The 18133-nt window shown below is 64.5% G+C and carries 19 protein-coding genes and 1 tRNA gene; 7 read left to right on the top strand and 13 right to left on the bottom strand.

Features of this window, described 5'->3' with window-relative positions; translation table 11 throughout:
• Together ruvA and ruvC are read right to left on the bottom strand one after the other, a co-directional pair.
• Positions 1-526, bottom strand: a 526-nt coding sequence (ruvA, locus tag Q0X85_RS02505; protein ID WP_297768549.1) for a Holliday junction branch migration protein RuvA, incomplete at its 3' end; no start/stop codon positions are given.
• A complete protein-coding gene (gene ruvC, locus Q0X85_RS02500) occupies positions 523-1029 on the bottom strand; it encodes a crossover junction endodeoxyribonuclease RuvC (RefSeq protein ID WP_297768546.1) in 507 nt (168 codons plus the stop codon). The genes ruvA and ruvC, both read right to left, overlap by 4 nt.
• Positions 1030-1338: 309 nt before the next feature.
• Between ruvC and Q0X85_RS02495 the strand changes: the two genes are divergently transcribed.
• Positions 1339-1536 (top strand): DUF1127 domain-containing protein, encoded by a 198-nt coding sequence (locus tag Q0X85_RS02495; RefSeq protein WP_297768544.1) that lies wholly within the window; start codon positions 1339-1341, stop codon positions 1534-1536.
• Between the two features lie 123 nt (positions 1537-1659).
• Here the strand turns inward: Q0X85_RS02495 and Q0X85_RS02490 are convergent, their stop codons facing one another.
• The 3 genes from Q0X85_RS02490 to Q0X85_RS02480 all read right to left on the bottom strand — a co-directional run bounded on the left by Q0X85_RS02490 (position 1660) and on the right by Q0X85_RS02480 (position 4245).
• Positions 1660-2004 carry a hypothetical protein gene (locus Q0X85_RS02490; RefSeq protein WP_297768540.1) on the bottom strand — a complete coding sequence of 115 codons (345 nt, stop codon included), beginning with the start codon at positions 2002-2004 and terminating at the stop codon, positions 1660-1662.
• Between the two features lie 108 nt (positions 2005-2112).
• Positions 2113-2985, bottom strand: a complete 873-nt coding sequence (locus Q0X85_RS02485; protein WP_297768537.1) for a 50S ribosomal protein L11 methyltransferase — start codon at positions 2983-2985, stop codon at positions 2113-2115.
• 27 nt (positions 2986-3012) lie between these two features.
• Positions 3013-4245: an MFS transporter gene (locus Q0X85_RS02480; protein WP_297768534.1), complete on the bottom strand. Its 1233-nt coding sequence runs from the start codon at positions 4243-4245 to the stop codon at positions 3013-3015.
• Between the two features lie 161 nt (positions 4246-4406).
• On the opposite strand from Q0X85_RS02480, the gene Q0X85_RS02475 reads away from it, so the two are divergent.
• On the top strand, positions 4407-5660 hold the full coding sequence (locus Q0X85_RS02475; RefSeq protein WP_297768532.1) for a DNA polymerase IV: 1254 nt from the start codon (positions 4407-4409) through the stop codon (positions 5658-5660).
• Between the two features lie 4 nt (positions 5661-5664).
• Here Q0X85_RS02475 and Q0X85_RS02470 read toward each other — a convergent pair whose 3' ends face one another.
• Complete coding sequence (locus Q0X85_RS02470) at positions 5665-6528, bottom strand: N-formylglutamate amidohydrolase (RefSeq protein WP_297768530.1); 864 nt, start codon at positions 6526-6528, stop codon at positions 5665-5667.
• Between the two features lie 145 nt (positions 6529-6673).
• On the opposite strand from Q0X85_RS02470, the gene Q0X85_RS02465 reads away from it, so the two are divergent.
• Positions 6674-6748: transfer RNA gene (locus Q0X85_RS02465), tRNA-Val, on the top strand.
• Positions 6749-6829: 81 nt separating this feature from the next.
• Entirely contained in the window at positions 6830-6955 is a 126-nt protein-coding gene (gene ykgO, locus Q0X85_RS02460; protein WP_005850168.1) for a type B 50S ribosomal protein L36, read from the top strand.
• Positions 6956-7036: 81 nt separating this feature from the next.
• Here ykgO and selD read toward each other — a convergent pair whose 3' ends face one another.
• The 6 genes from selD to Q0X85_RS02430 form a co-directional block, all read right to left on the bottom strand.
• A complete protein-coding gene (selD, locus tag Q0X85_RS02455; RefSeq protein WP_297768527.1) occupies positions 7037-9205 on the bottom strand; it encodes a selenide, water dikinase SelD in 2169 nt (722 codons plus the stop codon).
• Between the two features lie 73 nt (positions 9206-9278).
• Positions 9279-9524 (bottom strand): MoaD/ThiS family protein, encoded by a 246-nt coding sequence (locus tag Q0X85_RS02450; protein WP_297768525.1) that lies wholly within the window; start codon positions 9522-9524, stop codon positions 9279-9281.
• Complete coding sequence (locus tag Q0X85_RS02445) at positions 9524-11773, bottom strand: xanthine dehydrogenase family protein molybdopterin-binding subunit (protein ID WP_297768523.1); 2250 nt, start codon at positions 11771-11773, stop codon at positions 9524-9526. Before Q0X85_RS02445 ends, Q0X85_RS02450 begins: the two co-directional genes overlap by 1 nt.
• Positions 11773-12252, bottom strand: coding sequence for a (2Fe-2S)-binding protein (locus Q0X85_RS02440; protein WP_050661827.1), 480 nt, complete (start codon positions 12250-12252; stop codon positions 11773-11775). The genes Q0X85_RS02445 and Q0X85_RS02440 overlap by 1 nt, the downstream gene beginning before the upstream one ends.
• Positions 12249-13112: a xanthine dehydrogenase family protein subunit M gene (locus Q0X85_RS02435; protein WP_297768515.1), complete on the bottom strand. Its 864-nt coding sequence runs from the start codon at positions 13110-13112 to the stop codon at positions 12249-12251. The genes Q0X85_RS02440 and Q0X85_RS02435 overlap by 4 nt, the downstream gene beginning before the upstream one ends.
• A gap of 146 nt (positions 13113-13258) precedes the next feature.
• On the bottom strand, positions 13259-13732 hold the full coding sequence (locus tag Q0X85_RS02430) for a hypothetical protein (protein ID WP_297768512.1): 474 nt from the start codon (positions 13730-13732) through the stop codon (positions 13259-13261).
• Between the two features lie 85 nt (positions 13733-13817).
• On the opposite strand from Q0X85_RS02430, the gene moaA reads away from it, so the two are divergent.
• The 3 genes from moaA to Q0X85_RS02415 are packed head-to-tail and all read left to right on the top strand — an operon-like array spanning position 13818 to position 17186.
• Positions 13818-14825, top strand: a complete 1008-nt coding sequence (gene moaA, locus Q0X85_RS02425; RefSeq protein ID WP_297768509.1) for a GTP 3',8-cyclase MoaA — start codon at positions 13818-13820, stop codon at positions 14823-14825.
• A complete protein-coding gene (locus tag Q0X85_RS02420; protein ID WP_297768506.1) occupies positions 14825-16114 on the top strand; it encodes a 3-deoxy-D-manno-octulosonic acid transferase in 1290 nt (429 codons plus the stop codon). Before moaA ends, Q0X85_RS02420 begins: the two co-directional genes overlap by 1 nt.
• Positions 16115-16157: 43 nt before the next feature.
• Complete coding sequence (locus Q0X85_RS02415) at positions 16158-17186, top strand: glycosyltransferase family 4 protein (protein ID WP_297768503.1); 1029 nt, start codon at positions 16158-16160, stop codon at positions 17184-17186.
• A gap of 6 nt (positions 17187-17192) precedes the next feature.
• Here the strand turns inward: Q0X85_RS02415 and Q0X85_RS02410 are convergent, their stop codons facing one another.
• A complete protein-coding gene (locus Q0X85_RS02410; RefSeq protein WP_297768500.1) occupies positions 17193-17867 on the bottom strand; it encodes a DUF1223 domain-containing protein in 675 nt (224 codons plus the stop codon).
• Between the last annotated feature and the right edge of the window lie 266 nt (positions 17868-18133).

The following is an 18133-nucleotide window of genomic DNA, read 5'->3' as shown; positions in this document are numbered from 1 at the left end:
CCTCGGCCTGCGCGCCGTTGCCCGCGGGCATCGCGGGGGCCGCGACCGGGGCGGCGACGCTCTCTGCCTCGATCACCTCGCCCGCATCCTGCGCGGGTGGCGGGGCCGCGCCCATCGCCATCACCGTGGGGGCCTTGTCCTTCAACTCGTTGACCACGCGCTGCGCGGTCTTGGCGCCCACGCCCTTGGCCGCCGTCACCGCATTCCAGTCGCCGATGGCAATCGCACGGCTCACCCCATCAGGGCCGAGCGCGCCCAGAATGGCCAGCGACGCCTTGGCCCCGATCCCCTGCACGCTCATCAGCAACCGGTGCCATTCCTTCTCGACCAGCGTCGGAAAGCCGAAGAGTTGCAGGATATCCTCGCGCACAAGCAGATCGGTATAAAGCGCCGCCATACCGCCCACGGCGGGCAGCGACGACAGCGTCCGGTCCGAGCAATAGACCAGATACCCCACCCCGCGCACGTCGATCAGCACGTGATCGCTCGCGCGATAGTCGATCCGCCCCGCGATCCGCCCGATCATGTGCCCGCCCTCGCCACCGCGCGGGCCAGCATGTCGCCCGAACGCGCGTGATGCGCGTGGCAAATCGCAATCGCCAGCGCATCCGCCGCATCCGGCCCGGCCAGCACCACGCCTGGCAGTTGGACCTTGACCATATGCGCCACCTGTTCCTTGGCGGCATGGCCCACGCCCACCACCGTCTTCTTGACCGAGTTGGGGGCGTATTCCCCCACGCTCAGCCCGTATTGCGCAGGCACCAAGAGGGCGATGCCCCGCGCCTGCCCCAGCTTGAGCGTGCCCGCCCCGTCCTTGTTGACAAAGGTCTGCTCGACCGCCGCCGCGGTCGGATCATAACGCTGGAAAATGTCGGTCAGCTGCTCATGCAGCGACAACAGCCGCGCCCCGAGGTCCGCGCCGGTCGAATGACAGATGCCGTTGGCCACATGGCTCAGACGGCTGCCCTCCACGTCGATCACGCCCCAGCCCATGTTGCGCAACCCGGGATCTATGCCCAATACCCGCATGTTTTTCAGCCCTGCCCCTACGTTTTTTTCAGCAATAGCACGAAACGAGAACAGGCACCAAGCGGAATGCACGTTCACAAACTGCCCGTTTTGCCATCGCGACGTTGCACAATTACCGCGACCAGCGTCTCTATGGATAATGTCGAAAATTGGATTTCATTTAATTTCAGTTACTTATGACAATTTCCGACCCATGCGCCAAACGCATAAGAACTATGCAACAATCCCGGCTTGTGAGAACGAATTTGTCCCACTACCTGCCATTCAGAACCAGACACATCCGCTCGCATATATCAAAGGAAGAAAATCATGGCCGCTCTCGACACCACCCGCACGCTTTCCTCTCACGCCGCCTTTGGCAATCCCTTCGCCCGTCTCCTGACCGCTGTCGTCGCCTGGAACGAGCGCCGCGCCACCCGCGCCGCGCTGTCGCGTCTGAGCGACCGCGAGTTGGACGATATCGGTCTCAGCCGTGGCGACATCGACGTGGTTGCCCGTCAGATCTGAGGCGAGACCCGATCCGTCTGACGGATCGCGGACAGCACATGAAAAAGCCCGCGCCGGTACGAACCGCGCGGGTTTTTTTCTTGTTGCGGGCGGCCTAACCGGCCAACTTGGCGCTTAATGCGCTCAGCGCAGCGCCGGACGTATCTTTGCCGCGAGCATAACGCTCAGCGGGTCCGGCTGCATCACCACGGCACCGGCCTGCTCGACAATGCTGCCTTCGGCCAGTTGCGCCACACGCTCACCGTAGAGCGGCCCGCCCAGATGTGCGATGATCACCGCCTTGAAGAAAACAAAACCCGCAACGAGATAAATCAATCCGCGCAGAGGAATACCACCCTTGCGCCGTTTGGGGCGAAAAATGATGAGGCCGTCCTTGCCGACCTTGCTGACATAGCCGCGCTCCAATCGCGTGCGCTTGCGATTGATTGTCTTGAGCCGCGTGTCAAACCCTTGAAATGCGTCCGTCATGTCGAAACATCCCGTAATCACGACCCCCACCGCGATCAAAAAAATCTAGGCCCGAATTGTGGCAACACCAAGGCAAAAGTGTTTATCGGTCCGATTTTAGACGCATTTTCAAGGCATTTTAGACAAGGTTAACGTTGCCCAGTCACCAATCTCTTCGCGATACTCAAGACTGTTTCCAAGCTCGCAATAAACCCGCTGCACCTCGTCGGCCTGCTCGTTGAGAATACCAGAGAGAATCACCTTGCCGCCCGGCGACAGGGCTTCGGTAATTCCCGGCGCAAGCATCAGCAACGGGCCCTTGAGGATATTGGCAAATATCAGGTCAAAAGGTGCGGCGGCCTTCAGGCGCGGGTGATCCAGCCCTTCGGCCTCGACACAATCCACGCGGCCCTCTAGCCCATTGGCCAGCACATTGGCGCTGGCCACCTCCACCGCCACCTCGTCGATATCGCTGGCCAGCATGACCCCGGGCCAGATCCGCGCCGCCGCCATCGCGAGCACCGCCGTGCCGCATCCAAGATCGAGCACCGACCGCCCGACAAAACCCGCGGTTGCCAGACGGTCCAAGGCGCGAAGACAGCCGAGCGTAGTGCCGTGATGCCCGGTGCCAAACGCCATCGCCGCCTCGATCAGCAGCGGCTCGCAGTCCGGTGGCACCTTGTCCGCGTCATGGCTACCGTACACAAAGAACCGCCCGGCCTCGACCGGGCTGAGATCCCGGCGCACCTTGGCGACCCAGTCCACGTCAGGCAGTTCCGACACGGCAAACGGTCGCGCGCCGTGCATCGTGGCCAAGAGAGCAAGACCCGCCTCATCCGGGGCCTCCTCGAAATAAGCCCCCACTTCCCACAGCCCCGATCCGTCCTCCATCTCGAAAGAGCCGATGCCGGTGGGCTCTGGCTGCATGTGCTCCAACGCCTCGGCCAAAGCCTCGGCATTGGCTTTTTCAGGCAGGGTTGTCAGGGCGGTGTAGGTCGGCATCGGGTTCCCCTTCTGAATGCGTGTCGTTCACTCGGCTGCGGCAGGCACAAACCGCGCGAGGACAGTTTCGTTGCCCGGTTCGGGATGGCGCGGGATCAACAGCGCCAACCCGAACGAAACACAGGCCATGGCCGCCGCCCCCACGAACACAGCAGTTGGCGACACCAGCCAAAGATACCCGAGCGCGGCCGGCAGAAACACCGCCGCGATGTGGTTTATGGTAAAGGCGACGGCGGCGGTGGGCGCAATGTCTCCGGGATCGGCAATCTTCTGGAAATAGGTCTTGAGCGCCAGAGCCAGCGAAAAAAGGATATGGTCGATGACATAGAGCGTGGCCGCGAGCACCACGCCCCAGCCAAAGAAATAGATGCCGCCATAGGCCAGAAACACGATCACGAGGCCCGCATACTCAAAGAGCAAAGTGCGGCGCTCGCCAAAGACAAACACGGCGCGGCCCATGAGCGGTGCAAAGATCATGTTCACCACGAGATTGATCAGAAAGAGCGCCGTGACCTCATGCACTTCAAAGCCGAATTTCTCGACCATCATAAAGCCAGCGAATACGATAAATATCTGGCGACGCGCGCCCGCCATGAACTGAAGCGCATAGTAGAGCCAGTAACGCCGCCGAAGCACCATCTTCTTGATTTGGGGGTTGGGTGCCTCGAACTTGGGATAGGCAAACAGGCAGAACACAGCCACCACGGCGGTGAATCCGCCAGAGACGAAATAGACGAAGTTATAGCTCAGATCGAAGGCTTGCCATGTGAGCACTATGAGAACATAGGCCACAAGCGTCGCCCCGGACCCCGCCGCCATCAGCCATCCCAGCATTTGGGGCGCGCGCAGCTTGTCGAGCCATTGCAATTGCAACGACTGGTTCACTGTCTCGAAATAATGAAACCCGATGGAACTGAGCATCGTGATGGTCAGAATACCGCCCAGACTCGGGAACTGCGCGGTCAATGCCGTCGCCACCCCGAGCAACAGCAGCGAGACCAACGCAAGCACCTGCTCATGCATCAGCATGATCAGCGCGATCACGCCAATGGCCAGAAACCCGGGAATTTCACGCACGGTATGCAGCCAGCCGATGTCGGAGCCGTCAAACGCCGCCGCCTCGATCACGAAGTTGTTCAGCAGCGCCGACCACGTGGCAAATGCCACCGGCATGGCCGCGGCCATCAGAAAGAGCAGCGTGACCGGCCTGCGCCAGAACGGCAGGGTCTGTGCGGCACCGAGAGGGAATTGCGGTTTCATGCGTTCCCTTTACGCCCAACCCGCGCCCTTGGCGAGAGGGCCCGCGCGAAAATGCGCGGATCCGGGCCAAGAGGCCGGAGACGAGCCGAATGGATCTTGCGCCACAATTCACAGAGCGGATATTGCGCCGCGATACCACGACGCCCTAAGCTGTGCCCATCATGCCAAGCCTTTGCCGAGAGTGCCTCAGCCGATTCGATAGCGCCGCGCGCTGCCCGTCCTGCGGCAGCCCGCGCATTGCCGCGCATCCCGAGCTGTTCGATCTCTCCATCGCCCACATGGATTGCGACGCGTTCTATGCCAGCGTCGAGAAACGCGACAATCCGGACCTCGCCGACAAGCCGCTTATCATCGGTGGCGGGCGGCGCGGTGTTGTCTCGACCGCCTGCTATATCGCGCGCATCAGAGGCGTGCGCTCGGCGATGCCGATGTTTCAGGCGCTCAAGCTCTGCCCCGAGGCCGTGATCATCAAGCCCAGAATGCAGGTTTATGCCGAGGTGTCACGCGCGATCCGCGCCATGATGCTTGATCTCACCCCGTCGGTGGAGCCGCTTTCGCTCGATGAGGCGTTTCTCGATCTTTCCGGCACCGACCGGCTGCACGGCGCACCACCCGCCGTCGTGCTGGCAGGGTTGGTGCGCCGGATGCGCGACGAGTTGGGAGTCACCGGCTCGATCGGTCTGAGCCACAACAAGTTTCTGGCCAAGATTGCCTCTGACCTCGACAAACCCCACGGTTTTGCCGTGATCGGCGCGGCGGAAACCGACGACTTTCTGCGCGACCAGCCCGTGAGCCTGATCTGGGGCGTCGGCAAATCCAGCCTGCGCGCGCTCAACGCGGCGGGCATCCACAGCTTTGCCGATCTGCTGCGGTGGGACCGCACCGATCTGATCGCGCGGTTCGGCAGCATGGGCGAGCGGCTCTGGCACCTTGCGCGCGGGCAGGACCGCCGCCGCGTCTCGGCCAATGCGCCCGTCAAATCCATCTCTAACGAGACCACGTTTTTCGAGGACACCCGGGATCTCGATCTGCTCGACGGCCATCTCTGGCGGCTGGCGGAAAAGGTGGCGGACCGCGCCAAGGCGCGCGGGCTTGCGGGCCGTGTGGTCACCCTCAAGCTCAAGCAGGCCGATCACCGCCTGCTGACCCGCCGCCACGCCCTGCGCGAGGCGACACAGCTGGCCGATACGCTCTACCGCGAAGCGCGGGCGCTGATGGATCAGGTTCCCACGGGCAGGGCCTACCGTCTGATCGGCGTGGGGCTGTCGGATCTCGTGACAGAGGCCGGCGCAGACCGGTCCGGCGATCTTCTGGATCCGAGCGCGGTCAAGCGTGCGGGCGCGGAACGCGCCACCGACGCGATCCGTGCCAAATTCGGACCAGAGGCGATTCTCAAGGGCCGCGCGCTGCGCTGAGCCCCTATTCCGCCGCCAGAGGCTGCGCCTCGGCGCGTCCGATCTCGGCGATATCACGTACAACGCCCCGCAAGATACGTCGGAACGCCTCGAAATTGCCGTTGGGCCGGATCAATCGCTCGTTCATGTAGAGCGCCCGGTCGATCTCGATCTGCACCGCGTGCCGCTCGCGTGTGGGCCGGCCATAGGCCTGCGTGATGTAGGCGCCGGCAAACGGCGTGTTGCGTGTCACCACCAGCCCCGCCCCTGCAAATGCCGCCTCGATCCGGTCGACGATAGCGCCATCCGCCGCCGCACCAAACCTGTCGCCCAGAACGATCTCGGGCCGCCGCACCCCACGTCGCACGACCGCATCCATCGCCTCGTGCGGCATCGAATGGCAATCAATCAGGATCGACTGGCCAAACATCAGATGCGCCTGATCAAGCTGGCCCTGCAAGGCAATGTGATAGGGGCGCCAATAGGTCTCGATGCGGTGTTCCGCTTCATCCATACTCAGCTTGCCGGAATAGATCGCCTGCCCATTCGCCACAACACGCGGGATAACCCCGAGACCCGAGACAACACGCGGATTATGCCCCTGCCGAGACACCCCTTCGATCAGCGCGGGGTCAAGCTCGTCGGCGCTGCGGTTCAGATCGACATAGGCCCGCGGCGCCCCGGCTTTGATCAACGGCGCACCGACCCGCGGCGCACAATCGAAGAGTTGATCGACAAAGGCGTCCTCAGAGGACCGCACCGAATGTTCGTTGAGCGTGGTACGCCGCAGAAATGTCCAGGGGTAATCCCGCCCGCTATGAGGCGAGGCAAACACCACCGAGGTGGTGCGCCGTTCGGGATGGATCAGGTGATAGGCGGCCTTCGGCATGCGCGTTCCTTTCGGAACCGATAATAGACTGAATTTGAGCTTCTAAAAGCCCTTGATCCCCTCAACGACTCCTTTTATAGACCAGCGAACCGGCGCGGATTTCCGCGCCCCGTTTTCTTGGGGCAGGTGATCGGCTGGTATTCATGGGCGATTAGCTCAGCGGTAGAGCACTTCGTTGACATCGAAGGGGTCACAAGTTCGAACCTTGTATCGCCCACCATGAATTCACTGTTCCGCCCTTCGCGCGGGACGCCCGCAACCCCAGGCGCTGGCCCGCGCCGCGACAACCGAGGAGACGACCATGAAGGTCCGTAATTCGCTCCGCTCGCTCAAGAACCGGCACCGCGATTGCCGTGTCGTGCGCCGCAAAGGCCGCGTCTACGTCATCAACAAAACGCAGCGCCGCTTCAAGGCCCGTCAGGGCTGAGCCGCACCAGCCTTCGGCTGAAAGATCAAGAACCCCGCCCTGATCGGCGGGGTTTTTCTTTGGCGTGACGTCATCCGAGGCCTATCGGCACCGGATACCCGGCAGCCCCTCCAGAATCCCGCCGATGATGGCCGCCGCGTGACCCGATGCACGCAAGTCCGACACCAGCCGGTCTGCATCCTGCGGCGCGACCGAGGCCAAGAGGCCACCCGCCGTCTGCGGATCGTGCAAGAGCACACCGCGCGCACCGCGCGCGCCCTCGACCGGTGCCGCCTCGACATTTGCCTGCCAGATCGTCGACCGGACCCCGGCAAGCGCCAGCGCCTCGGCCCCGGGAAAAACCGGGACCGCTTCCAGATCCAACTCCGCCCTGAGCCCCGAGGCACGGCAGATCGCCGCCAGATGCCCGGCGAGACCAAAGCCCGTCACATCCGTCATCGCATGGGCCCCTGACAGAATCGCTGCCGCATCGGCCTGAGAGGTTTGCAGACTCTCCAGCAAAGCCGCGATATCGCCGCCCTTGGCCAAGCCGCGCATCTCACCCGCCAAGAGGGTGCCTGCCCCGATCGGCCGTGTCAGGATGAGCATGTCACCGGCGCGCGCACCGGCCGTCGTGATCGGATCACTTTCCAGCAGCCCCGTCAGGCTGAATCCGATACAGGTCTCTGCGCCCATCGTCGAATGTCCGCCGACAATTTCGGCCCCCGCGCCTCGCAGCGCATCACCTGCCTGTGCCATGATCTCGGCCATGCTGCGCGCCTGCAATGCCTGCGACATGCGCGGCAGCGTGACGGACACAAGCGCGGCTTGCGGCTGTGCCCCCATGGCCCAGATATCTCCGAGCGCGTGCAGCGCGGAGATACGGGCAAGCACACCCACATCATCGGTAAAGGCGCGCAGGTGATCTGTCGTCAACACTTGCCGCGCCGCGCCGACGCGGATCACCGCCGCATCGTCGCCCGGCCCGGTCAGGATATCCGGGCGGGCGCTGACGGTTTGGTGCGTCAGCATCTCCCCGATCACCCCGGGTGCGACCTTGCTGCCGCAACCACCACACAAGGGGTCTGCGGCCTCGTCATCCGAGCCCGCGCGCGGGCTTGGCAGCGGCGGGCCGGTCATCGCGGGCAACTCCGCGAACTGGCGCATGAATTTTCGGTCGATCCGGTCCTTCCAACGCCAGAGCAATGGCCCCGCAAAGGCCACCCCGGCCTTTTCCGCCAGCGCCGTCTGTCCGCCCATCGAAATCAGCTTGAGAAAATTGCGCTGAGGCTTGAACGGGCGCGTGTGTCCTCCGCTCAACACCGCGCGCAGGTTGTCACGCAGCACCGGCGCGGCGCGCACCGCATAAACGCCCGCCTTGGGGCGCGGCGCATGGGTCAGATGCGCACAATCGCCCGCCGCGAAAATCGCCTCATGCCCTTCAACCCGCAGGTCCTTACCCACGCGAAGAAAGCCGTCGGGTGTAACTGGCAGCCCCGTTTCGGCCACCCAACCATGGGCCCGCGCACCGGCAGCACCAGCGGTAAAACCCGACACAATCTCTTCCCCGTCGGACGTGCGCACCCCCTCGGCCGTGACCTGCGCCACTGTAATGCCAGTCCGCACATGTACCCCCGCCTCTTGGCAAGCGCGCAAGAGACGCCGACGCGTCACCGGCGCATCGGGGGCGATCACACCCGCACGCTCAATCAGCGTCACCTGCGCCGCGCCAGTCACCTGCCTCAGCCGAAAATCCATCGCCAGCGCCAGCTCAATCCCGGCGATACCGCCTCCGATCACCGCCACTCGGGGCGGGGCCGTACCTTTCGCGACCGAGCCCAGAAATCTCTCCCACGCCGCCGCGAACGGCCCGAGCGGCTTGGCCGGAACACCGTGCGCGGCAAAGCCAGGCAAATCCTTCATGTCAGAGTGAATCCCGACATCCACCGAGGCCACATCATAGGCAACATCGCCACGCCCCGCGACCGTGATCCGCCCCGCCTCCGCGTCGATGGCCGTAGCCGCGCCGATCACCAGCCGTGCCCCTGCGAACCGCGTCAGTTTCACAAGGTCGATCTCCAACGCCTCACGCGGATAATGCCCCGCGACCAGCCCCGGCAACATACCGGTATAGGGCGCGACCGGGTTCGGGTCGATCACGGTGAGGCGCGTACCGGGCAGCGGGTTCATGCCCCACATCCGCAACACCAGCGCATGAGCATGGCCGCCGCCGATCAGCACCAGATCGCGGGTCAGAGGTAAGGGGGTCATTTTGCAAGGCTCCGAAACATGCGGCGGGCATACGGGATTAATCCGGCGCCGCAAAGCGGCGAATGCGCGCGTCTCACCCGCCCTTCAACCGCTTGAGAAGCACCACCTCGCTATCCTCGGCAATCGGCTGGAACCAGCTGTCATTATAGACCCGCCCGTCGATGGAGACCGAGACGCCGCGCTCCAGTTCCGGGCGCAGGCCGGGGAATTTCTCCCCCAGCCCGTCGAGCAACTCGCGCAAGGTCCCGGCCTCGACCTCGACCTTGCGCGCGCCCTCCGCCTGATCGGCGAGCGAGCCCCAGAGCAGCACTTCGACCATCAGCCCTCCGCTTTGGCCTGAACTGCCGCCAGCACGCGCGGCGGCGACATCGGCAGCTGCGTCATCCGCACACCCGCCGCCTCAGAGACCGCATTGGCAATCGCCGCCAAGGGCGGCACAATCGAGGTCTCGCCCACCCCGCGCACGCCGTAGGGGTGGCCCGGGTTGGGGATTTCCAGAATGACCGTGTCGATCATCGGCAGGTCCGACGCCACGGGAATGCGGTAGTCGAGAAAGCCCGCGTTTTGCAGGATGCCATCCTCGCCGTAGATGTACTCCTCGTTCAGCGCCCAGCCGATGCCCTGCACGGCCCCACCCTGAAACTGGCCTTCGACGTAGGACGGATGCACCGCCTTGCCGGCGTCCTGGAACACCGTGTAGCGCAGGATCTTGGTCGAGCCGGTGTCGCGGTCAAGCTCCACATCCACCATATGGGTGGCGAAACTCACCCCCGCGCCTTCGGCATTCACCTCGTGATGCCCGGCAATCGGCCCGCCGGTATTCGAGGCGATGGCGGCGATCTCCTTGAGCGTCATGGGCGGGAATTTCCCGGCATTGGGCCCGGCGGGGCGCGCGGCCCCGTCCTCCCACTCCACGGCCTCGTCGTCGATGCCCCAGATCATAGCGGCGCGGCGGCACATCTCGCGCTTGGCGGCGCGGGCGGCCTCAATCGTGGCCAACCCCACGGCAAAGGTCACGCGGGAGCCGTCGGTCACCTCGTTCTGCCCCAAGGATCCGGTATCGGCGATGATCGTGCGAACCTGATCGTAGGGGATGCCCAGCTCCTCGGCCGCCATCATCGTCATCGACGCGCGCGAGCCGCCGATATCGGGGTTGCCCTCCGAGACGGTCACGGTGCCATCGGGCGTGATGTTGAGGCTCACACAGGTGTCGCCGCCGAAGTTGAACCAGAAACCGCAGGCCACGCCCCGGCCCTGATTTTCACCCAGAGGGGCGGACCAATGCGGATGCGATTTCGCCGCCTCCAACGTCGCCTTGAGGCCAATGGCGGGATAGGTCGGACCATAAGACGCCTTGGTCCCCTCATCCGCCCCGTTCATCAGCCGCACCTCCAGCGGGTCGAGGCCAAAGGCCTTGGCCGCCTCGTCAATCGCGCTCTCGATGGCAAAGGCCGCCATCGGCGCGCCGGGGGCGCGGTAGGCGGCAGCCTTGGGCCGGTTGGTCACCACGTCCCAGCCCACGGTCTTGACGTTTTCCAGATCGTAAGGCGCAAAGCCCGACATCGCGCCCATGTCGACGGGCGATCCGGGATAAGCCCCGCCCTGATAGCGCAACTCGGCGAAACCGGCGGTGATCTTGCCGTCTTTGGTCATGCCGATCTTGACGTCAATCGAGGTCGAGGAGGTCGGCCCGGTGGCGCGCAGCACCTCGGAGCGGCTCATCACCATCTTGACCGGGCGGCCCGCCTTCTTGGCGAGCATGAGTGCGACAGGTTCCAAAAACACCACCGTCTTGCCGCCAAAGCCGCCGCCGATTTCAGAGGCGGTGACGCGCAACTGCCCCTGTTCCATACCCAGAATGGCGGCGCAGGTGTTGCGCACCATGTAATGCCCTTGGGTGCAGACCCACAGATCGGCGCGGCCATCCGCACCCATCGTGGCCAGACAGGCATGCGGCTCGATATAACCCTGATGGGTGGCCGCGGTGCGATAGGTGCGCTCGACCACGCGGTCGGCCTGTTTCAGCCCGGCCTCGATATCGCCATGCCCGAATTCCGAGCGCGCGATGACGTTCTGAGACAGGCCCTCGGGCACCGTTTCCTGTTGGCGGCCCTCATGCAGCACCGGGGCGTCGGGCTTTATCGCCGCGTCCACGTCCGTCACATGCGGCAAGACCTCGTATTCGACCTCAATGAGCTTGAGCGCCTTGCGCGCCACGGCCGGGCTGCTTGCGGCCACGGCGGCCACCGCGTGACCATCGTAAAGCGCCTTGTCGCCCGCCATGCAATTGTCGAGCACATCGGCCACATCCTCGGGCACCTCGCCGAAATCGGCGCGGGTGACCACCGCCTTGACGCCAGACAGTGCCTCGGCCTTCGACGCGTCGATCTTCACGATCCGCGCGTGGGCGTGGGGCGAGCGCAGGATGCGCCCGGTCAGCATGCCCGGCGCCACCATGTCGGCGCCAAACCGCGCGCGGCCCGTCACCTTGTCGATCCCGTCAGGCCGGTCGGGCCGCGTGCCTACAACCTTGAAATCGCGAGTTTTCTTGGTGTCATCCAATGCCATTACGATGCCCTCCGCATATCCGCCGCCGTTTCCATCACGGCGCGGATGATCTTGTCATACCCGGTGCAGCGGCAGAGATTGCCCGCCAGCCAATAGCGCACCTCCTCCTCGCTCGGATCGGGGTTGCGCTCCAGCAGCGATTGCGCCGCGACCAGAATGCCCGGCGTGCAGATCCCGCATTGCAGGGCGGCCATCTCGATGAACTTCTGCTGCAACGGGTGCAATTGATCGCCCGTGGCCATGCCCTCGATGGTGGCGATGTCGCGGCCCTCGGCCTCGGCCCCCAGCATCAGGCAGGAACAGACCAGACGGCCATCGACCGCTACCGAACAGGCCCCGCAATCGCCGGTGCCGCAGCCTTCCTTGGTGCCGGTCAGGCCCAGCCTGTCGCGCAGCACGTCGAGCAGCGTGTCCTCGGCCTCGCAGAGAAACTCGGTCTCATCACCGTTGATCTTGGTGGTTACGTGTAGCTGGCTCATGCCGTTTCTCCTTTCGCGCGCTTGGCCGCGATCACTGCCGCGCGTCGGGCCAGAACGCCCGACACGTGCTTGCGGAAATCAATCGTGCCGCGCTTGTCGTCAATCGGGGTGGCCGCCGCCGAGCAAGCCGCCGCCAGATCACTGAGCGCCGCCTCGTCGAGAACGCGGCCAATGATCGCCTGCGCCGCGTCCTCGACCAGCATCACCTTGGGGCCCACGGCCCCGAGCGACACCCGCGCCGCCGTCACCCGGTCGCCCTCGTCAAGGCTCAGCGAAATGCCGCAGCCCACCACCGCAATATCCATCTCGGTGCGCGGGATGAAGCGCAGATAGGCATCGCTCGCGCGCGCCCCGCGTGCGGGCAGCCAGACAGAGGCGATGAATTCGCCGCGCTCCAGCGCCGTCTTGCCCGGCCCGTGCGGCACGTCGATCACATCCATGTCGCGCGTGCCGTTCGGCCCGGCAATGCGCACGGTCGCCCCCGCCGCGACCATCGCCGGCACACTGTCCGCCGCCGGTGAGGCATTGCACAGGTTCCCCGCCAGCGTGGCGCGCCCCTGCACCTGCGTCGAGCCGATCAGCCCCGCCGCCTCGACCACGCCGGGCCAGTCGGCGACAAGCCCCGCATGCTCGCCCATCTCGGCACCCGAGACCGCCGCCCCGATGCGCCAGCCACCGTCTTCGGCGGCAATGTCACGCATGCCCTCGATACGCTTGATATCGACGATCATCTCCGGTTCGATCATCTCCGAGCGCAGCTTGACGAGCAGGTCTGTGCCCCCCGCCAGCACATGCGCGCCGTCCTGCCCGGCCAGCAGGCTCACGGCCTCTTCCAGCCGGGTCGGTGCCTCGTATCGCATCTGGGTTGTCCTTTCCTCGTGTTATCATCCGCGAGCCAGTGACTGACTCGGACTCTTTCAATACCGACTATTCCGCAACTACGCGCCGGACGCAAACGCCTCGCCGACATCTAGAGGTCCCGGCAGGTCACGTCTAATGCGTCGTATCACTCACCGAGCCGATAGACCCGCAATTCCGGCAACGCGGTCAACGGCACCTCGATCGCACGGAACGCCGCCAGCGAGAGCTGGCTACCCGCGCCTCGCTCGGCCGCGAGCGGAATAAGATCGACCGCCACGGACTGCCCGGACGGTGCGTAATCCACCCGGCCCCGGCCCGCAACATCGACTAATGGCGTCTTGAGCCAAAGCCCGGCCTCGCCCGGTGCCCCGAGAGACGCAATTGTCGTCCCCAGATCGCGTGCCGCGCTCGTCGCAGCCTCTCGCCGCGCCGCCGCGCGCTCTTGCGGTGTGACGGTGTCCAGAGCGTCCGGCGTGTTCGGTCGCACAGGCGCCGGCGTCTCGGCCACAGGCGGCTCGGCCCCGGCCTCCGGGGCCGCCTGCGGGGCGAACACCCGTTCAACCTGGGCACAGCCCCCAAGGGCCATTCCGACCGCTATGATGAAGCCCGTCTGTCTCATGCGCGTACCCTAACCTTGCCTCCCGCGCCCATCAACGCCGAACTTGTCCCTTGCCCCTCTGCCCGGCCGCGCATAGATTTGCAGTATGACAGCACCTCTCATTGACCCGTTCCAGCGCGCTATCTCTTATCTGCGCGTCTCCGTCACCGACCGCTGCGATTTTCGCTGCGTTTACTGCATGTCGGAAAACATGACCTTCCTGCCCAAGAAAGAGCTGCTGACGCTCGAAGAGCTGGATCGCATGTGCACGACCTTCATCGACATGGGCGTTGAAAAGCTACGCATAACTGGCGGAGAGCCGCTGGTGCGCAAGGGCATCATGACGTTTTTCGACGGCATGACACGCCACCTCGACAGTGGCGCGCTCAAGGAACTGACGCTGACCACCAATGGCAGCCAGATGGAGCGTTTTGCGGACGATCTTTACGAAGCCGGCGTGCGCCGGGTCAACATCTCGCTCGACACGCTGGATGAGAAGAAATTCGCCGATATCACCCGGTGGGGCCGCCTGCCCCAGGTGATCAAGGGCATTGACGCGGCCCAACGCGCGGGCCTCAGGGTCAAGATCAACACCGTCGCGCTCAAGGGCTTCAACGAGGACGAATTGTTCACGCTGACCGATTGGTGCGCGGAGCGCGACATGGACCTCACCTTTATCGAGGTCATGCCGATGGGCGATATCGGCAATGAGGACCGGCTTGACCAGTACTGGAAGCTCTCCGATCTGCGCACCGACCTGCGCGAGAGGTTTACCCTCACCGACCTGCCAGACCGCACCGGCGGCCCGGCCCGCTATGTGCGGATCGAGGAAACCGGGCAAAAGATCGGCTTCATCACGCCGCTCACGCATAATTTCTGCGAAAGCTGCAACCGTGTGCGCCTGACCTGCACCGGCGAGCTCTACATGTGCCTCGGCCAAGAGGACATGGCCGACCTGCGCGCACCGCTGCGCAACAATCCGGCCAGCGACGCTCCCCTGATGGAGGCCATTCGCAGCGCGATCACGCGCAAGCCCAAAGGTCATGATTTCGACTATTCAAGGCAATCGGTCGATGGCCGCGTCTCGCGCCACATGAGCCATACCGGCGGCTGATGGTCGGCAGGCCCGCGCCCCTGCTTCTCAGGCTCTACGGCGCGGCGGCCAATCTGCTTGGGCCATTGGCCTACGCCAGAGTGAAATCAAAGCTCTCGGCGCAGGGCACCCCCCCTGCCCGATGGCCCGAGCGAATCGGGTACGCCACCCTGCCCCGGCCCGAGGGCAGGCTGGTCTGGTTTCATGCCGCGAGCGTCGGCGAAAGCGTCTCGGTGCTGCGCCTCATTACCCGTTGGGCCGAAACGAGCCCCGATCTGCACTTTCTGCTGACCTCCGGTACAGCCACCTCCGCCGACATCGTGGCGGCGCGTTTGCCGCCGCGCACCCGGCACCAGTTTGCCCCGCTCGACACCGGCCCGGCGATGCGCCGGTTCCTGCGTCACTGGCACCCCGACGCCGCGGTTCTTGTCGAGAGCGAGCTTTGGCCCCAGATGCTGCGCGCGACACATAGCGCGGGCACGCCGCTCGCGCTGATCAACGCGCGGCTTTCCGACCGCTCTTCCCGCAATTGGCGGCGCGCGCCCCGGACCGCGCGGCACCTGATGGAAACGTTTCAACTGATCCATTGTCAGGACACTCGGACCGCAGACCACCTTCAGGCGCTCGGACTGACGCGCGCGCGGCCCGGCACAAACCTCAAGTCGCTCGCAGGGGCGTTGCCCTATGAGACAGACACCCGCGACGCCATTGCCCGGCAGATCGGCTTGCGTCCGGTCTGGCTTGCGGCCTCCACACATCCCGGCGAAGACGAGATCATGCTTGCGGCCCATGCCCGCCTGCTCACCTCGCAACCGGACGCACTACTCATCTTGGTGCCGCGCCACCCCGAGCGCGGTGCGGCGCTTGAGACGCTGATCGCGGATCACCGCTTTGATGCGGCGCGCCGCGCCATTGGCGGGCAGATCACCAGCCAGACCCAAGTCTATCTCGCGGACACTCTGGGCGAGACCGGGCTTTGGTATGCGCTATCACCCCTGACCTGTCTGTGCGGATCTTTCACGCGCGCAGGCGGCCACACGCCCTACGAGCCTGCCCTCGCCGGCTCGGCGATCCTGCATGGCCCGCATTACGCCAATTTCGCCGACGCCTACCCGGCGTTTGACGCCTCGGGTGCGGCGCTAGAGGTCCAGGATGCCAAAAGTCTCGCGAAATCTCTCGACCGCCTGTTGGCTGATCCACAGGCCCTGCGCCAGATGCGTGAGACGTCCATCGCGGTCACCGAGTCGCAGCAAACCGCGCTCGACCAGATCATCGACGACCTGTCCCTCAGCCTCGGTCTGTCCACATGATCCTATCATTCACCGTTCTCGAAATACTCAAGTTCGCCGCCCGATGACCGAACTGATCGTGACCAATTTCAATCGCAATTTCACCGGTGTCTCGGCCACGGCGGCGGGCGTTGTGCGCCTGCAACACCACCAATTCGACATGGCGCTGTCAGGCGTGGCGCTGCCCGGCTGTCCGGCGCCTGTCTCTCGCTCCGAGGCACGCCGCCTCTCACAGGTGCCGCCGCAGGGTCGGCCCTGCACGATCTGGCATGTGCGCCGCAACACGGAAATGCGCGCCGCCCTTTGGGCGCGGGACGTGCTGCGCCTGCCCATCCGCATCGTCTTTACCTCCGCCGCGCAACGCCGCCATTCGGCCTTTCCCCGCTGGCTCATCTCCCGCATGGATGCCGTCATCGCGACCACCGAGGCCGCCGCCGGATATGTCCCGCATCTGCGCGCCGTCGTGCCGCACGGCGTGGATTGCGCGCGGTTCAGCCCGGCCGTCAACAGGGCAGCGGCATGGTCCGCGACCGGCTACCCCGGGACATGCGGGATCGCGACCATCGGGCGCATACGGCCCGAAAAAGGCACCGATCGCTTTGTCGATGCGATGCTGCGCCTGCTACCGGACCACCCCGACGTCACAGCCCTTGTCATCGGGCGCGCAGGCCGGCAGGACCAGCAGTTTCTCGCCGACCTAAAGGCGCGGATCGCCAAGGCAGGGCTTGCCGACCGCCTTCTTTTTACCGGCGAGATCGCGCCTGACACGATACCTGCCCTCTTGCGCGCGTTGACGGCGGTGGTGCAATTGCCGACCTATGAAGGCTATGGAATGGCCCCGCTCGAAGCAATGGCCTCCGGCGTGCCGTTCGTCGCCACCGACGCGGGCTATTATCGACGGTTTGCGGCCGGCGGCACGGCAGGTCTCATCACAGCCGACGCCGCGCATGACCTTGACACGCTGTTGCGCAATCCGGCGCATCATTCCAGAATGGCGGATCACGCGCGACGCCTTGCCGAGGCCGAGTTCAGCATCGAGCGCGAGGCGCAGGGCATTGCCCGTGTCTACGCGTCTCTATGGTCAGACAGTTGAGCCTATTCAACGCAGACGCACCGCCGCCTCGATCGTTCCGAAATCGGGATATTGCAGCAAGACAACCGCTGGCTCATCGCCGCGTATCTCGAATTCCAGATCGAGCGGCGCTTCGCCGTCCCAACGCGCCAGCCGCACCATCTCGGTCACGATGTTGGTGTAGGTGATGGTCTCTCCGGCGTTCTCACCCCGCTCGATGGCCACAGTCTCTTCCGGCATGTAGCGAACGAGTTGCACCATGAGCGGCATCTCGCGCGCGGGCTGCGCGTCAGCCCGAAGACGGACGCGCCCGCCCTCACGCCCGATGTGAACGGCTATATCATGTCCGCTCCGTGCAAGATGCTTGTCGATCAGGTCTGTCACGTCCCGCAACCGGGTGCCGACCACATGATCCGAGCCATTTATGATCATCTGAGGTGTGTAGACCATCTTGCGATCGTTTGCAGCGGCATAGCCGCGCTGTCGCGCGCTATAGTCCGGGCTGCCAAAACTGTCTTCCCAGCCGATATAATCCCAGTAATCCACGTGGAAAGCGAGCGCCAGGACGTCATCACGCGACGCCAGCTGCGTCAGGAACGCATCCGCTGGAGGACAGGACGCGCAGCCTTGGGACGTAAACAGCTCCACAACCACCGGCCTCTCCCGCGCCCCGGCCTGTATCACGCCGATCATGAGGGCCATCAGCCCTGCGCAAACGTTAGCCGCGATCTGTCGCATATCAATTTTCATCCCGTTGGTGCCCATGTCATCCCAACACAGTTTCCCATGCTGGAACACCCGGCAATCTAGGTTGCCTGGCTCAATATAACCAATCAAGGTTTCGAGAGACAGGGGCGGGATCTTGAAATGAACCCAATTGTGTGCAATAGTATACATAAACTAGCCCAGCCCTCTTGATCGGCATCGCCAAATCGGTCAGAAGCAGGGTCAAGTTATCCAGCCTCGAC

Origin of the sequence: uncultured Roseovarius sp. (assembly GCF_947259555.1) — a bacterium.
GTDB lineage: Bacteria > Pseudomonadota > Alphaproteobacteria > Rhodobacterales > Rhodobacteraceae > Roseovarius.
The sequence above is the reverse complement of the archived record's forward strand: the minus strand, read 5'-3'. Positions and strand labels throughout refer to the sequence as shown.

Bases quoted from the DNA above. Each gene is read 5' to 3' on its own strand.
- ruvC (WP_297768546.1), bottom strand. From the start codon at position 1,029: ATGCGGGTATTGGGCATAGATCCCGGGTTGCGCAACATGGGCTGGGGC.
- Q0X85_RS02495 (WP_297768544.1), top strand. From the start codon at position 1,339: ATGGCCGCTCTCGACACCACCCGCACGCTTTCCTCTCACGCCGCCTTT.
- Q0X85_RS02490 (WP_297768540.1), bottom strand. From the start codon at position 2,004: ATGACGGACGCATTTCAAGGGTTTGACACGCGGCTCAAGACAATCAAT.
- Q0X85_RS02485 (WP_297768537.1), bottom strand. From the start codon at position 2,985: ATGCCGACCTACACCGCCCTGACAACCCTGCCTGAAAAAGCCAATGCC.
- Q0X85_RS02480 (WP_297768534.1), bottom strand. From the start codon at position 4,245: ATGAAACCGCAATTCCCTCTCGGTGCCGCACAGACCCTGCCGTTCTGG.
- Q0X85_RS02475 (WP_297768532.1), top strand. From the start codon at position 4,407: ATGCCAAGCCTTTGCCGAGAGTGCCTCAGCCGATTCGATAGCGCCGCG.
- Q0X85_RS02470 (WP_297768530.1), bottom strand. From the start codon at position 6,528: ATGCCGAAGGCCGCCTATCACCTGATCCATCCCGAACGGCGCACCACC.
- ykgO (WP_005850168.1), top strand. From the start codon at position 6,830: ATGAAGGTCCGTAATTCGCTCCGCTCGCTCAAGAACCGGCACCGCGAT.
- selD (WP_297768527.1), bottom strand. From the start codon at position 9,205: ATGACCCCCTTACCTCTGACCCGCGATCTGGTGCTGATCGGCGGCGGC.
- Q0X85_RS02450 (WP_297768525.1), bottom strand. From the start codon at position 9,524: ATGGTCGAAGTGCTGCTCTGGGGCTCGCTCGCCGATCAGGCGGAGGGC.
- Q0X85_RS02445 (WP_297768523.1), bottom strand. From the start codon at position 11,773: ATGGCATTGGATGACACCAAGAAAACTCGCGATTTCAAGGTTGTAGGC.
- Q0X85_RS02440 (WP_050661827.1), bottom strand. From the start codon at position 12,252: ATGAGCCAGCTACACGTAACCACCAAGATCAACGGTGATGAGACCGAG.
- Q0X85_RS02435 (WP_297768515.1), bottom strand. From the start codon at position 13,112: ATGCGATACGAGGCACCGACCCGGCTGGAAGAGGCCGTGAGCCTGCTG.
- Q0X85_RS02430 (WP_297768512.1), bottom strand. From the start codon at position 13,732: ATGAGACAGACGGGCTTCATCATAGCGGTCGGAATGGCCCTTGGGGGC.
- moaA (WP_297768509.1), top strand. From the start codon at position 13,818: ATGACAGCACCTCTCATTGACCCGTTCCAGCGCGCTATCTCTTATCTG.
- Q0X85_RS02420 (WP_297768506.1), top strand. From the start codon at position 14,825: ATGGTCGGCAGGCCCGCGCCCCTGCTTCTCAGGCTCTACGGCGCGGCG.
- Q0X85_RS02415 (WP_297768503.1), top strand. From the start codon at position 16,158: ATGACCGAACTGATCGTGACCAATTTCAATCGCAATTTCACCGGTGTC.
- Q0X85_RS02410 (WP_297768500.1), bottom strand. From the start codon at position 17,867: ATGGCCCTCATGATCGGCGTGATACAGGCCGGGGCGCGGGAGAGGCCG.